Source organism: Streptomyces longwoodensis (assembly GCF_001514125.1).
Classification (GTDB): Bacteria; Actinomycetota; Actinomycetes; order Streptomycetales; family Streptomycetaceae; genus Streptomyces; species Streptomyces longwoodensis.
In genome coordinates, this window is the sequence record NZ_KQ948553.1 from 323501 (window position 1) to 335956 (window position 12456).

Annotated in this window: 14 protein-coding genes and 1 pseudogene; 11 read left to right on the plus strand and 4 right to left on the minus strand. The window is 71.7% G+C overall.

The window, feature by feature from the left end; translation table 11 throughout:
• The 6 genes and pseudogenes from AQJ30_RS16535 to AQJ30_RS16560 all read left to right on the plus strand — a co-directional run.
• Positions 1-507, plus strand: a 507-nt coding sequence (locus AQJ30_RS16535; protein ID WP_245726956.1) for a DUF5819 family protein, incomplete at its 5' end; no start/stop codon positions are given.
• A gap of 76 nt (positions 508-583) precedes the next feature.
• On the plus strand, positions 584-1702 hold the full coding sequence (locus AQJ30_RS16540; RefSeq protein ID WP_079084121.1) for an HTTM domain-containing protein: 1119 nt from the start codon (positions 584-586) through the stop codon (positions 1700-1702).
• A 121-nt stretch (positions 1703-1823) separates the two neighbouring features.
• The gene (locus tag AQJ30_RS16545; protein ID WP_067234109.1) at positions 1824-2525 is read left to right on the plus strand and encodes a DUF5994 family protein; all 702 of its coding nucleotides are present in this window, start codon (positions 1824-1826) and stop codon (positions 2523-2525) included.
• Positions 2526-2535: 10 nt separating this feature from the next.
• Entirely contained in the window at positions 2536-2829 is a 294-nt protein-coding gene (locus AQJ30_RS16550) for a hypothetical protein (RefSeq protein WP_245726958.1), read from the plus strand.
• Positions 2830-2840: 11 nt separating this feature from the next.
• Entirely contained in the window at positions 2841-3188 is a 348-nt protein-coding gene (locus AQJ30_RS16555; protein WP_067234112.1) for an STAS domain-containing protein, read from the plus strand.
• A 292-nt stretch (positions 3189-3480) separates the two neighbouring features.
• A pseudogene (locus AQJ30_RS16560) lies at positions 3481-3928 on the plus strand (Uma2 family endonuclease); the annotation flags it as partial.
• 20 nt (positions 3929-3948) lie between these two features.
• Here AQJ30_RS16560 and AQJ30_RS16565 read toward each other — a convergent pair.
• The gene (locus AQJ30_RS16565) at positions 3949-4689 is read right to left on the minus strand and encodes a class I SAM-dependent methyltransferase (protein WP_067234114.1); all 741 of its coding nucleotides are present in this window, start codon (positions 4687-4689) and stop codon (positions 3949-3951) included.
• 70 nt (positions 4690-4759) lie between these two features.
• Between AQJ30_RS16565 and AQJ30_RS16570 the strand changes: the two genes are divergently transcribed.
• The gene (locus AQJ30_RS16570; protein ID WP_067234116.1) at positions 4760-5101 is read left to right on the plus strand and encodes a VOC family protein; all 342 of its coding nucleotides are present in this window, start codon (positions 4760-4762) and stop codon (positions 5099-5101) included.
• A gap of 23 nt (positions 5102-5124) precedes the next feature.
• Here the strand turns inward: AQJ30_RS16570 and AQJ30_RS16575 are convergent, their stop codons facing one another.
• Entirely contained in the window at positions 5125-5736 is a 612-nt protein-coding gene (locus AQJ30_RS16575; RefSeq protein ID WP_067234118.1) for a DUF4352 domain-containing protein, read from the minus strand.
• Between the two features lie 147 nt (positions 5737-5883).
• Entirely contained in the window at positions 5884-8250 is a 2367-nt protein-coding gene (locus AQJ30_RS16580; protein ID WP_107119615.1) for a peptidoglycan recognition protein family protein, read from the minus strand.
• Positions 8251-8699: 449 nt separating this feature from the next.
• Between AQJ30_RS16580 and AQJ30_RS36960 the strand changes: the two genes are divergently transcribed.
• Positions 8700-9056: a hypothetical protein gene (locus AQJ30_RS36960; RefSeq protein ID WP_245726959.1), complete on the plus strand. Its 357-nt coding sequence runs from the start codon at positions 8700-8702 to the stop codon at positions 9054-9056.
• A 7-nt stretch (positions 9057-9063) separates the two neighbouring features.
• A complete protein-coding gene (locus AQJ30_RS16590; protein ID WP_067234126.1) occupies positions 9064-9279 on the plus strand; it encodes a hypothetical protein in 216 nt (71 codons plus the stop codon).
• A gap of 6 nt (positions 9280-9285) precedes the next feature.
• Here AQJ30_RS16590 and AQJ30_RS16595 read toward each other — a convergent pair whose 3' ends face one another.
• On the minus strand, positions 9286-10518 hold the full coding sequence (locus tag AQJ30_RS16595; RefSeq protein WP_245726960.1) for an MFS transporter: 1233 nt from the start codon (positions 10516-10518) through the stop codon (positions 9286-9288).
• An 85-nt stretch (positions 10519-10603) separates the two neighbouring features.
• On the opposite strand from AQJ30_RS16595, the gene AQJ30_RS16600 reads away from it, so the two are divergent.
• Together AQJ30_RS16600 and AQJ30_RS16605 are read left to right on the plus strand one after the other, a co-directional pair.
• A complete protein-coding gene (locus AQJ30_RS16600; protein WP_067234129.1) occupies positions 10604-11602 on the plus strand; it encodes an ArsR/SmtB family transcription factor in 999 nt (332 codons plus the stop codon).
• A 262-nt stretch (positions 11603-11864) separates the two neighbouring features.
• Entirely contained in the window at positions 11865-12368 is a 504-nt protein-coding gene (locus AQJ30_RS16605) for a glutathione peroxidase (RefSeq protein ID WP_067234131.1), read from the plus strand.
• The last annotated feature ends 88 nt before the right edge of the window (positions 12369-12456 follow it).

Below are 12456 nucleotides of genomic sequence, written 5' to 3' on the forward strand. Positions count from 1 at the left end.
CCCAACCCCGTCTCACAGCGGTACAGCCGGCAGGTCGTCGCGTGGGTGTATCCCCTTTTCGAGCAGAACTGGCAGTTGTTCGCCCCCAACCCCGACTCCGTCAACCGCAGGGTGTGGGCCAGGACAGCGCACAGCGGGCCCGACGGCTCAGCGCGGGTCAGCCCCTGGATCGACCTGACCGCCCTGGACCGTGCCGCCGTCGCACACGACCCGTTTCCCAGCCACACGGCGCAGAACCTCCTGCGCCGTGCCTGGACCTCCTACGTCGACACACACGGCGCGGACGACAGGGCACACTCTCCCCGGGCCGTGATGATGCAGACGTACCTGAGCAACATCGCCGCGGACCGCGTCGCCGGTCGGCGCGCGGGCACGTTCGAGTTCATCCAGCTGCGGGTCGTCACCTCGCCCGTCGCCGCGCCTGGCGCGGCGGCCGGCCGGCGGCCCCCTACGCCGGTGGAGAACCGGCTCCTGCCCTGGTGGAAGGTGGCCCCCCGTGGGAAGTGAGAAGGTCCGTGCACTCCCGGTCGGCCCGGCCGTACCGGGCGGGTCCGATGACGGGGCACGGGCCCGCGTCCACCGTCTGCTCCTCGCACGGGCAGACAGTGCCTGGGACCTCCTCACCGGCCGTCCCGTGTCCCTGTACGCCACAGCGGTCCTGCGGATCGGGTACGGGCTGCTCTACCTGGCCTTCCTCCTCCGGGAGTTCCCCCACCGGGACGAGATCTGGGGTCCCGGCTCCCCGTGGACACCCTCACTGGCGGCGCAGCTCTTCGACCAGACGGGCTGGTGGAGCTTCCTGCTCCTGTCGGACAGCCGCACCTACTTCGAGCTCTGCTACGCGCTGGCCCTCCTGACGTCCGCCCTCTTCCTGCTGGGCTGGCGGACCCGGGCCACGTCCTTGCTGTTCGCGGGCGTGGTCGTCTCCTTCCACGCCCGGGCGATCTTCATGACGGACGGCGGCGACAATCTCCTGCTGCTGATGGCCCTCTACCTCACGCTCACCGCGTGCGGTCGGCGCTGGTCACTGGACGCACGCCGCGCGCGGATCAAGGCGGCGCGCACGGACGTCGCCCGCACGCGCCACGTCGTCGCTCCGGACCTGCGTGTGGCCCGCCGGACGCTGGTCACCGTGGTGCACAACTGCGGCGTCCTCGTGATCGCGGCACAGGTCTGCTTCCTGTACGGATCGGCCGGTCTGTACAAGGTCCAGGGCTCGTTCTGGGACGACGGCACCGCCCTGCACTACGTGCTGAACCTAGAGCTCTTCCAGCCGTGGCCCGCGCTCTCCCACGCCATGGACCGGTGTCCGCTGGCGATGGCGGTCGCCGGCTACCTGACCGTCCTCACCCAGGTCGCCTTCCCGTTCGTGCTCTTCGGCCGGCTCAAGTACCCGGTTCTGACCGTGCTGCTGGGCATGCACGTCGCCATCGCCGTGGTGCTCGGACTGCCGCTCTTCTCGGGCACGATGATCGTCGCCGACGCTGTGTTCCTTCCCGACCGCTTCTACGCGTTCCTGCCCCACCTCCTGCGGCGCGGTACACGTCGGTGCGACGGGCCGGGGCCGGAGCGGGGAACAGGGCTCGGATCCGTCCCCCAGCAGGGCGGCCGCCCGGACGCCCGGGAGGAGTACGGGCCGGTGTCACGCCCGGCGAACGGTCACGCCGGTCCGCCGCCGTCCGGCTCGACGACGGCGCCGTAGAAGCCGCGCGGACGCGTGATCGGGGAACGGCCACCCCCGCTCGTGCACCGCCCCTCGCCACACGGTCCCTCCGCGTTGCGACCACACGGCCCCTCCGCGTTGCGACGGAACGCGGAGTAGTGTGGTCAGTACCGAGGGCATCTCGCACACCGGCTTCCACGCCGGGTCGTTCCCGGCGAACGAAGAAACCCGGGCCGCTGCACAAGCGGCCCGGAGACGGGTCCGCATCATGTCGGCGACCTTGCTCCCCACCCTGCCGCTCGCCGAGCCCGCCGCAGCCCCGGCCGCGCGCCTCGCCCTGAAGGCCGACGGCCCCCGGGGACTCCTGGACGGAGCCTGGTGGCCCAGGTCCCGAGACCTGCTGCACGAACTCCCGGCGCTCATGGACGTACTGGATCCCCTCTGGGGCCGCATCACCCGGATCGCCGTCAACCCCGAGCACTGGCCTGTCATCCCGCGCAAGATCCCCGTGGCCGGGCACATCGTCAAGGCCGGCTGGTTCACCCCGGAACTCGACCCCCACAAGTTGCTGCTGCTCTCCTACGGCACCGGCCGCTGGGACCTCCTCGTCATTCCGCCCGGGACCGGGGCGGCGTCGGCGGCCCGGCTGATGGCAGCCGCGTCCGGGCACGACGGGCCGCCGCTGACCGCGAGCGCGCTCATCGCCGCGGACGATGCCCTCGACGACGTCCCGGGCGACGACCGGCCAGGGCGCCCGGACGAGGTATGGGAGTACGAGGGCGGCGCCCCGGCGGTACCCGCGGCCGTTCCCGGGCAGACCGGTCCGCCAGGGCCGGCCAGCCGGCTGATCGTCGGTATGTGAGGTGGCCGCCATGACCGCCTTCCTGACGATCGTCGCCTTCCTGGTCCTCGTCGCGGTGGCGGCGTACGTGATCCACCGGCTCGGGCTCCAGCACGCCGACAGGATCGCGGCGTACCGGTACAGCACCCCCCGGCCCGGTCGCCGTGGTCGTGTCGCGCCCCAGCCGCACCCCGCGCCCTGGGCCGGCGTCCGGACGTCCGACAGGCGACCCGGCAGCCCCGCCCCGGCACCCACCCGGCCCGCGGCGACGCGATCCCAGGACGTGGATACAGGCTCCGGAGCACCCGAGGATCCGAGCGACTGAACCGAGGCGTCATGACTCTTCCGCGGCTGAACATCTACCGCCACGACCGGGGGGCGCGGGCCCTGGTCACCCTGGCCGGTGTGATCGACCCCGCCACCGCGGCCCAGGTGCGCGCCGCTCTGGAGCAGTGTCTGCGGGACGGCATCACCCTCATCGACGTCGATCTGACCACCGTCGAGCGCTGTGACGACAGCGGCTTGCGCGTCTTCCTCGACGTGTCCGAGCATGCCGCCGAGTCCAAGGCGTTCCTCCTGCTGCACCACCCCTCCCCGCAGACCGAACAACTGCTCATGGACACGGGCTGCGACGGTCTGCTTCATCCGACGAGGCCGGGAGGGGCGCGCCCTCAGCGGGCTTGACGGCGGCAGAAGCACCAGGCAACGGGCGACCGGACGGACGGCCACGGGGGGCGTGGGGGTGGGGCCGAAGATGTTATCCGACGACCGGGTGAGAATCAGCTGCAACCACGGTAGCTGCCCAGGCGCTAGCGTCATCCCGCAAAAGCGCCAGATCCGGGAGCAGGATGCAATCTATAGCACTGTCTTCCCGGAACGCGTCAGTACCAGGCACGTCCTCTTTGTGTACGCCTTCTGCGCGCGCTCTTGAGCAGAGTAAGACGGGCCTTAGTTCTCGATCTGGGGCACCACAAACAGTCCGAGTGCGTCCAAGCGTCGCAACCGGCACGCCCGGATTCTGGCGAACGCCCTGGATGCAGCCGCAGGATCCGAGTGGAATGCCGATACCGACTTCGACGTCCGGCTCCAAGACCTCCCGCTCACCCATCGTCGCCCGGACGTCGTCGTGGTACCGCGCAGACACGATCGACCTGACCCCTACTCGGCCTGAGCACGTACTCCTGGTCGCGGAGGTGGTCTTGCCCGGCTCGGAGACCACCGACCGGATCGTGAAGGTGGATCAGTACGCCAAGGCAGGCATCGGCTTCTACTGGCGGATCGAGCAGGCGGCGACAGGCGTGCCTCTCGTGTGCACCTACGTGCTCGACCCCGCGACGCTGACCTACCGGGACGGAGACGTCTTCACCGGCGTCCTCAAGGCAGCGGCCCCCTTCCAGGTGGAGATCGACCTCGGCCAGATCTGACCCACGCGCCGCCGCGGGCCCTACGTTTTGTGGGTGACCCAGAGGGCTTCTGCAGGCCAGTGGTGGGCCCAGTCCGGTGGGTCTGTCTCGTTGTAGCCGTTCCGGGTGCCGGGATCGGGGCGGGGCTCGATGAGGTCGTCGATGATCAGGTCCGCGGCGCGCAGGACCCTGATCCAGTCGCCGTAGGTGAGTTGGTAGCTGGTCGCGTCGTCGCCCTCGGCGATGGTGTGCAGGCCGAAGTAGTCCTGGTGCAGCGTCGTGGTCACGCGGGCGGTGGCTTCGTCGTAGCAGGTCTCGAACCACGGGCTGGCGACGTTGAACACCAGGCGTCCGCCTCGGCGCAGGACGCGGGCGGCCTGGGGGACGGCCCGGTGCGGGGGTGCCCAGCTGAGGCCGCCGAAGTCGCAGAAGACGAGGTCGAAGCTGTCATCGGCGAAAGGGAGGTGCTCGGCGGCGCCTTGCACCAAGGGGTAGCAGGGCGTTCCCATCGACGCCTTTGCTGCTGCGAGTTGGGCTTCGGAGAGGTCCAGGCCGACCACGTCGGCGCCCTCGGCCGCCAGCGCCCTGGACCACTGGCCGGCGCCGCAGCCCAGTTCCAGGACGCGCTTGCCGGTGACGTCGCCCAGGGCCTGCACGTGCGCGTCGGGGATGGAGTACATGCCCCACAGCCGGGGCGTGGCGCCGATCTGTGGGTCGTGCTCGCGCTGGTAGGCGCTGCTGATCCGGTTCCAGAGGCGCCGGTTGGCGGGGATGCTGTCCACGCGGCCACCATAGTTGGGGCCCTCGCCTCGGTCGGGTTGTCTGTCAGTGGTCCTCGTTAGGGTGCCGGTCATGAGTCTGACAGCAGTGATGATCACGGTGGATTGCGCGGAGCCGCAGGAGTTGGCCCAGTGGTGGGCCGTCGCGTTGGGGGGCGAGGTCGCGCAGGATCACGGGGACTTCGTCATCGTCAGGGCGCAGCCCGTGGCGATGGGGTTCCAGCGGGTGGGTGAGGAGCGGCGGGGCAAGAACCGCGTGCACGTCGACTTCGCCGCCCCGGAGGGCACCGGCATGGCCGGCGAGGTGGAGCGGCTGGTCGGGCTGGGGGCGAGCGTCGTCGGTGAGCACAGTGTGCCGGGGCTGGCCTGGACCGTGCTGCGGGATCCGGCCGGCAACGAGTTCTGTGTGCACTGATCCCGCTGCCGGCTGGGCGGGGGTCAGGAGACGTCTGCGCGGTAGGAATCGCCGAGGAAGCCGTCGGTGTAGGTGACGTACTTCGGTGCGAAGGTGTTCTTGCCCGTGACGGTGCCGGAGATGTTCTCGCCCGGGGCCAGTTCGACCGTGGCGATCTGCTTCTCATCCACGGCCAGCTCGGTCGTGTGCTTGGTGCCGTTGCTGTCCGTGACCGTGAAGTAGAGCGGGTTCACGTCGAGGGGCTTGTCGCCGTTGTTGGTGATCGTGACGAGGACGCTGGTGTAGTCGCCGTCAGTGGCCAGGATGCTCTTCGAGAAGGCCGTCGTGCGCGCCTTCAGCGTCACCGCCTGCTTCGACTTGGCGTCCTGCTCCGGCAGGTCGTCCGCTGTCCTGCCGGTGTCCGGCACGGTCGGCGGGGCGCTGCTCTTCGTCGTGTCGTCCTTGTCGCCGTCTCCGCCCACGGCCAGTCCGATCACGCCGATCAGCACGACCAGTCCGATCACGCCCGCGCAGCCGAGGCCGACGATCTTGCCGACACTGGTCTTCTTCGGCGGCTGGGGAGGGGGGCCGTAGCCTTCCGGCGGCCAGGTGGGCTGGTTCGGGTCGTGCGGGTGATGTGGGTGCTGGTTGTTCATGTGCTGTCCCCCGGGGGGTCGGTGGAGGCTTGCACGTGTACGACCCGTGTGGGCGGGGCGGCAGTTGCGGCACGGGTGCGCTTTCACCCGATCGGGGTGCCTCGGGCGGGTGCGCGGGCACCCCGATCGACGTGCGCTGGGTCGTGGCTACTTGAGGTAGACCAAGCCGTCCGTGGTGATCGTCGGGCGGCCGGCCGTCGCCACCACCACGATCTTGACCGTGTGCTTCGCGGTCGTCGGCCAGGTCTTCGTCCAGATGGCCTGGCGGTAGAGCGTGGTGGCCGACTTCAGGTCGACCGTGGAGACCTTCACGCCGTCCACGTAGACGTACGCCTGGCCCGAGGTCGTGGCGCGGGAGACCACCCAGGAGGCCGAGCGGCCCGTGAAGGTCCAGGTCAGGGCGGCGTTCTTGGCGGAGCTGGAGTACGACTTGCCGCCCAGGTAGCTCGTGGAGGAGCGCGTCGTCCACGTGCCCGTCCTCACCGCCGACGTCTCCTGGAGGACCACCGGGGTGTAGGAGGGCGAGGAGGTGGCGTAGTTGCCGGCGTAGTCGTAGGCGCGCATCGACCAGACCGACGCCGTACCGGGCTTGGCCGTGCTGCCGGCGCTGGTGACCGTCGGGCCGAAGGTGGCCGTCGTCGGGGTCAGCAGCTTCACCGAGTGGAGCGCGGCGTTGTCGGCGGCCTTCCAGGACAGGGTGACCGGGACGGACGTCGTGCTGACCGTGCCGGTGCGCAGCGCGAGCGTCGGCGGGGTGGGGAAGGTGGGTGCGGTGGTCTCCGCGACCACCTTCAGCGCCGCCGTCGTCGTCGCCCGGCCCGACACGTGCACGGCGCGTACGGCCACGGAGTGCGTGCCGAGCGGCAGGGTGGCCGAGGCGGACGTGGCCGTACCGGCCGCCGTCGCCGTGACCCTGCCGTCGACCAGCAGCTCGAAGCGGGAGATCAGCGTGCCCGGCGTGGTCGTCGTCCAGCCGACCTTGACGGCGCCCTTGGTGTAGTACGTCGTCCCGGACAGGGTCGCGCTGCCGACCGAGGTGACCTTCAGGCCCTGCGCCGGGCCCGCCGCCCAACTGCGGATCTTCGGCAGCTGGTTGTAGAGGAGGTCGCCGGGACACAGGGTGTTGAAGCCGTCGCGGTGGCCGGAGATCCGCTGGAACGTGTACTTCGTGCCGGTGGTGAAGCTGGTCCCGGCGAGGTTCTTCTGCGTCGCGCCGGCGACGAGCTGGGTCGTGCCGGCCGGGTCGGCGCCGTACTGGCCGAGCTTCCAGGCCGCGAGGCGGGCGATGGAGGTGAGCGCGGCGTCGGTCGCGGAGGTCTGGGTGTAGTCGCCGATGACGGCGACGGCGGCCGCCTCACGGTTCCAGCCGTAGGTGTGGGCGCCAAGGACCGGCAGGTCGACGCCGCCCTTGCGGCCCTCGAAGAGGGTGCCGCACTTGTCGACGAGGAAGTTGTAGCCGAGGTCCTTCCAGCCGCTGACCTGCACGTGGTACGCGTAGATGCTGCGCACGATCGCCGGGGACTGGTCGCAGGTGTAGTCGTTGGTGCCGTCCGTGTGGTGGACGAACAGGGCCTTGACGTCGGTGTTGTACTCCGGTGCCTCGGGGCTGATCGACTCGTCGGCGCCCCAGTCCGCGCGCGGGACGATCTGCGGCCTCGGGGCGGTGGACGGCGGTGCGGTGGGGACCGTGGCGGTCGGGGTGGGGGTGGTGGTCGCGGGCGGGGGCGTGGTGGCGGAGGAGCTGGTGCTCCCCTCCGGTGAGGTGTCCGCCGGGCTCGGGGACGTCGTGGCCGTCGCCTGGTTGTCCGTCGGGGAGGGGGACGTGGTGGCGTCGGGGTCGGTGGACGCGTCCGCGGAGGGGTCCGGGGTCGTCGAGGTCGACGGGTCGGTGCCGTCGAGGGCGAAGGCGGCGGGCTCGGTGCCGTCGCCGTTGCCCTTGCCGTTGCCGTCCGGCTCGGTCTCGGCGTCGGTCACCACACCCGGGTCGACCAGGTTGACCTCGATACCCCTGGGGAGGGGGGTGGTGGTGCCGTTCTTGCGCACCACCTGCACCTGGACGCCGTCGGACGGACCGACCCAGACCGGCTCGGACGCGCCGCGCACCCTCGGGCCCGGCTTGTCCAGCGGGTCCACGTCCAGGTCGAGGTCGTGCCAGGCGGTCCAGTCGCCGGTCTCCACGCTGCGGGTGCGGACCTGTGCGGTGCCGTGCAGGCGCTTGCCCGCGCCGGCCCAGGTGACGCCGAGCAGGGAAAACTGCCGGGTGTCCGTGCGGCTCAGCTCGCGGCGGTCGCCGCCGGTGCCCTGGAGGGCCAGGTCGTACACCTTCACGGGCCGCTTCGGCCGCGCGCCGTCGCCCCCACCGGGGCCGTCGCCGGAGGGGCTGGCGACGGCGTACGTCACCACTCCCCCGCCGCCCAGCACCACCGCCCCCAGCGTCAGCCAGGCCCGCCTCTTCAGGCTCAGCGGTCTGTACGCGTGCGTTCCACGACGACCCACGTCGTTCCCCCCAGTCATGGCCGAGACGGCCACAGCGAATGGCAGCAAGGGGCACACCCGACAGATAGATGGCCCATACATCGCAGCGGGCGGGCAGCAGGGAATGTCACTGGCGATGATCAAAAGTGACGTGGATCACTTGCTGCGTGCGGGCGCCCCGTACCGCTCTTCCGACGGTCGCTTCCTCGCCCACGGCACTCAGGACGGTTCACAGGGCCAGGGATCGTTTCTGCACGTCAGCGGGCACATGAGGTGATCACCTGTGGTGATGAAAGGCGCCCGGAGGGGACAACCGGGGTCGGCCGGAGGCGGTTCTCCCGGTACTCGTACTCAGCCCGGGAACACCGGAGGGGATCCCCTTGGTCAGGCCTCGCCTCGCACGACTCGTCACCTCATTCGTCGCCACGGGGGCCCTCGTGTTCTCCGCAGCGACGGCCGCCCACGCCACCGCGATCGGATCGACTCCCGTGCGCACCTTCGAGTACAGCGTGGGTGGCATGACGATGAAGGTGCCCACCGGGTGCATGTTCACCCACGCCATCCGGGGCTCGGGCAAACGGATCACGTACCAGAACGCCGGCGTGGACTGTGCCTTCGTCGCGGCCCTCAGTTCCGGCTTCTGCAACTGGCGCATCGACTTCACCTATGCCGACACGAACAACCGGACATACCGCACCTCACGTGGCAGGACGCACAGCGAGTGCAAGATCGACCCGATGCGGAACAACTCCCCGCAGCGACTCCCTCGTTACGGCAAGGCGTGTGCGCACCTCGTCGTGAACGGGGTGCGACGGGTCAGTCAGTGTCATCACATCACGAAGTGAGCCGTTCATGATCGAGCAGCAGGAGCAGGAGCATTCCCAGCGGGTGGAGGAGCGGCGCCGGCGGTGGGGGGCTGTGGGGCTCGTCGGGGGGTTCGTCGTCGGCATTCTCTTCTTCGGGTTCTTTCCCGGGTTGCCCCATGTCATCGACTGGGGGGCCATTCTCGTGTCGCTGGGGGTGGGGGTGCTCGTTCGGTGGGGGGTGCGGTGGTGGGTCGGGCGGTGAGGGGGGTCAGGGGCGGCGGGGCAGGGTCAGGGCTGCTGTTACAGCCAGGGACGTGAGGGACAGGAGGGTCATTGCTGTGGGTGGGGACGTGAGTTGGGCTGTTGCTCCTGCTGCCGTGGCGCTGAGGCCCTGGCAGGTGAGCATGCCTGCTGAGTGCAGGCCCAGGGCGTGGCCGCCGAGTTCGGGTGGGGTGAGGCTCATCAGGCGTTCCTGCTGGACCAGGCTCGCGCCGAAGCCGACCGAGGCGAGCGCCGCGCAGAGGGCGGCCACGGGCAGGGGCGGGTGCAGGGCGAAGAGGGTGTACGGGGTCGCGAGGAGCAGGAGGAGAGGGGTGGCCAGGCGGCGGCGGGTGGTGGGGGGCAGGAGGCGGCCCACGGTGAGGTCGCCGGCCAGCATGCCGAGGGCCGCGCAGGCGAACAGCGTGCCCGCGGCGCCGGGTTCGTACGACACGAAGAGGGATTCGCAGCCGACGACCAGGCCGTTGGGCAGCCACAGGCCGAGGTAGGTGAGGCGGCGCGGGCGGGACGACCACAGGACGCGGTTGGTGCGCCAGGTCTCCGCCGGGGTCGGGCGGCCCCGGGTGCGTGCCGGGCGCGGGGTGAGGCCCAGGCGGGTCACCGCGGCGGCGACGGCGTGCAGGGCCGCGCCGAGGAGCAGGGTCGGGCGGGGGGCGAGGGTGGTGAGGAGGGCGCCGCCGGTGGCGTACCCGGCGACCTGGGTGAGGCCGGACATCATGTTGAAGACCGAACGGGCGGGGAGGTAAGCGTCGTTGGGAGTGAGCTCGTGCAGCAGGCCCCAGCGGACGCCGCCGCCCAGCGCCGCGACGAGGCCCTGGACCAGGACGACGAGGAAGAGGGACCATAGAGGGAGGCCCGGGGCCGCGAGGAACGCCGTGCCGAGGGCGAAGGTCGCCGAGATGCCGGTCAGCGTGGCCCGCGGCGACAGGCGGTCGGCGCCGGACAGGAGGACCGTGGCGCCGAGCACCTGGGCGAGGGACGGGCCGAACATGCTCAGCGCCGACAGCAGCGGGGAGTCGGTGGCCTCGTAGACGAGCGTGCCGAGGGCCAGGCCGGTGAGGGTCTGGGCGGCGGTGTGGGCCGCGGAGGAGAGGAAGAGCGGGGTGAACTCCGGGGTGCGGAAGAGGTCGGTGTAGCGGGGGCGGTGGGTGGGGTCGGGGCCCGGGGAGTCTGCGGGGTTCGGGGTGCGGGGAGCGCCGGGGGTGGATTTCTGCGTGGACATGGTCGGAGTGTGGGAGCGGGGTGTGCGGGGTCGTTAACGTTTCGCGTGGGGGCGAAAGGTCGGGGCTCGGGCGGAGGGGGCTCTCGTGGGGTGGTGGCAGGTCGACGCGGACACCGTGGCGCGCAGCCGGTTCGTGGTGTCGTCGTACGCGGAGGTCTTCGCGAGCCTGAAGCTGCTGCACTCCGGGGCGGGGGCGCATCCCGGGGAGGTGGGGTGGCTGCGTGCGCACCGGCCGGACTACCGGGCGCTGCTCGCGGCGGACCCGGTGGCCCGGGAGCTGGTGCGGGTGGGGCTCGGGCGGGAGTGGATCGCGGACTTCCTGACGCCCACGCCCCGGGACGGGGAGGGGTGGGAGGAGGCGCTGGTACGGGTGCGGGGGGTGTCCGGGGAGGCGGCCCGGGCCCATCTGCGGACGGCTGCGGGGGGCGGGGAGCTGCCGGGGCTCCTCGCGCGTGACGATCTCGGCGAGCGGGCCGCGCGGGTGCTGGAGTGGGTGTGGGAGGAGACCGTACGGCCGTACTGGGGGCGGCGCCGGCGGGTGCTGGAGGCCGACGTGGCCGCGCGGACGGCGCAGGTGAGCGAGGGCGGGTGGGCGGCGGTGCTGGATTCGCTGCGGCCGGGGACGCGGTGGCTGGGGGAAAGTCGCTTCCAGGTGAACCTGCACGAGTACCCGCCTCGGGACGTCTCCGGGGCCGAGCTGGTGTTCGTGCCGGTGACCCCCCGGGCGGGGTGGGTGTCCTGGGAGGAGCGGGAGCGGTCGGGCGGGGGTGAGCGGGGGCGGTTCGCCGTGGTGTATCCGTGCGTCGGGGTGCTGGCCGGGGTGGAGCAGGGCGGGGCCGGGGCCGCCGGGGCCGCGCTGGAGGCGCTGATGGGGGCGGGGCGGGCCCGGGTGCTGGTGCTGCTCGGGGTTCCGCTGACGACGACGCAGCTGGTGGCGGTGACCGGGATGGCGCTCGGGTCGGTGGGGCGGCACCTGCGGGTGCTGCTGGACGCGGGGCTGGTGGAGCGGCGGCGGGTGGGGCGGGCGGTGCGGTATTCGCGGACGGGGGTGGGGGATGCGGTGGTGGGGGCGGGGGGTAGGTGAACCGCCGCCCTGGTTGCCCGGGGGTGGGTGCGGGGTGGGCGGCGTTGGGGTTGCCCGGGGGTGGGTCGCGCGGCCCGGCGCTGACGAGGTGCCGCCGCGCCCACCCGTGCCGCCCTGCGGCACGACTGCCCGCGGTGTGCGGGAGGGGCAGCAGCGCAGCCGCCAGGACGCGCGTGCCGCCGGTGCGGGCCGCGCGCGTGGACGGCGGCCGGGGTCGGGGCGGGGGCGGCCGGTGGTCGGGGCCTCGGGCTAGCATCCGCGCATGACTACTGATGCTTCCTCCTCGCCCCTCGACGTGCGGATCGGTGCCCTGAAGGGCGGGGACGCCGAGCTGTCGCAGTACGACGGGAAGGTCGTCCTCGTCGTGAACGTCGCGTCCAAGTGCGGGCTCACCCCGCAGTACACGGCGCTGGAGCGGATCCACGAGCAGTACGCGGACCGTGGCTTCACCGTGCTCGGGGTGCCGTGCAACCAGTTCCTCGGGCAGGAGCCCGGCTCCGCGGAGGAGATCGCCGAGTTCTGCTCGGCCACGTACGGCGTGACCTTCCCGCTGACCGAGAAGGTCGACGTCAACGGCGAGGACCGGCACCCGCTCTACGCCCGCCTCGTCGACGTCGCCGACGCCGAGGGGCACACCGGTGACATCCGCTGGAACTTCGAGAAGTTCCTCATCGGCCGGGACGGCCGGGTCGTCGCGCGCTTCTCCCCGCAGACCGAGCCCGACGCCCCCGAGGTCCTCGCCGCCATCGAGGCGCAGCTCGGCTGAACCGGGTCCGGACACAAGCCGAGCCCTCTCGGCAAGGACGGCGAACTGGTCGAGAGGGCTCCGGTGGTGCTTGTGCAGTTGTGCGGGC

What these genes read in the sequence shown, in the direction of transcription:
- AQJ30_RS16595 (WP_245726960.1), bottom strand. Translation starts at nt 10,518, where the DNA reads ATGTCCACGCAGAAATCCACCCCCGGCGCTCCCCGCACCCCGAACCCC.
- AQJ30_RS16575 (WP_067234118.1), bottom strand. Translation starts at nt 5,736, where the DNA reads ATGAACAACCAGCACCCACATCACCCGCACGACCCGAACCAGCCCACC.
- AQJ30_RS16570 (WP_067234116.1), top strand. Translation starts at nt 4,760, where the DNA reads ATGAGTCTGACAGCAGTGATGATCACGGTGGATTGCGCGGAGCCGCAG.
- AQJ30_RS16605 (WP_067234131.1), top strand. Translation starts at nt 11,865, where the DNA reads ATGACTACTGATGCTTCCTCCTCGCCCCTCGACGTGCGGATCGGTGCC.
- AQJ30_RS16580 (WP_107119615.1), bottom strand. Translation starts at nt 8,250, where the DNA reads ATGACTGGGGGGAACGACGTGGGTCGTCGTGGAACGCACGCGTACAGA.
- AQJ30_RS16555 (WP_067234112.1), top strand. Translation starts at nt 2,841, where the DNA reads ATGACTCTTCCGCGGCTGAACATCTACCGCCACGACCGGGGGGCGCGG.
- AQJ30_RS16590 (WP_067234126.1), top strand. Translation starts at nt 9,064, where the DNA reads ATGATCGAGCAGCAGGAGCAGGAGCATTCCCAGCGGGTGGAGGAGCGG.
- AQJ30_RS16550 (WP_245726958.1), top strand. Translation starts at nt 2,536, where the DNA reads ATGACCGCCTTCCTGACGATCGTCGCCTTCCTGGTCCTCGTCGCGGTG.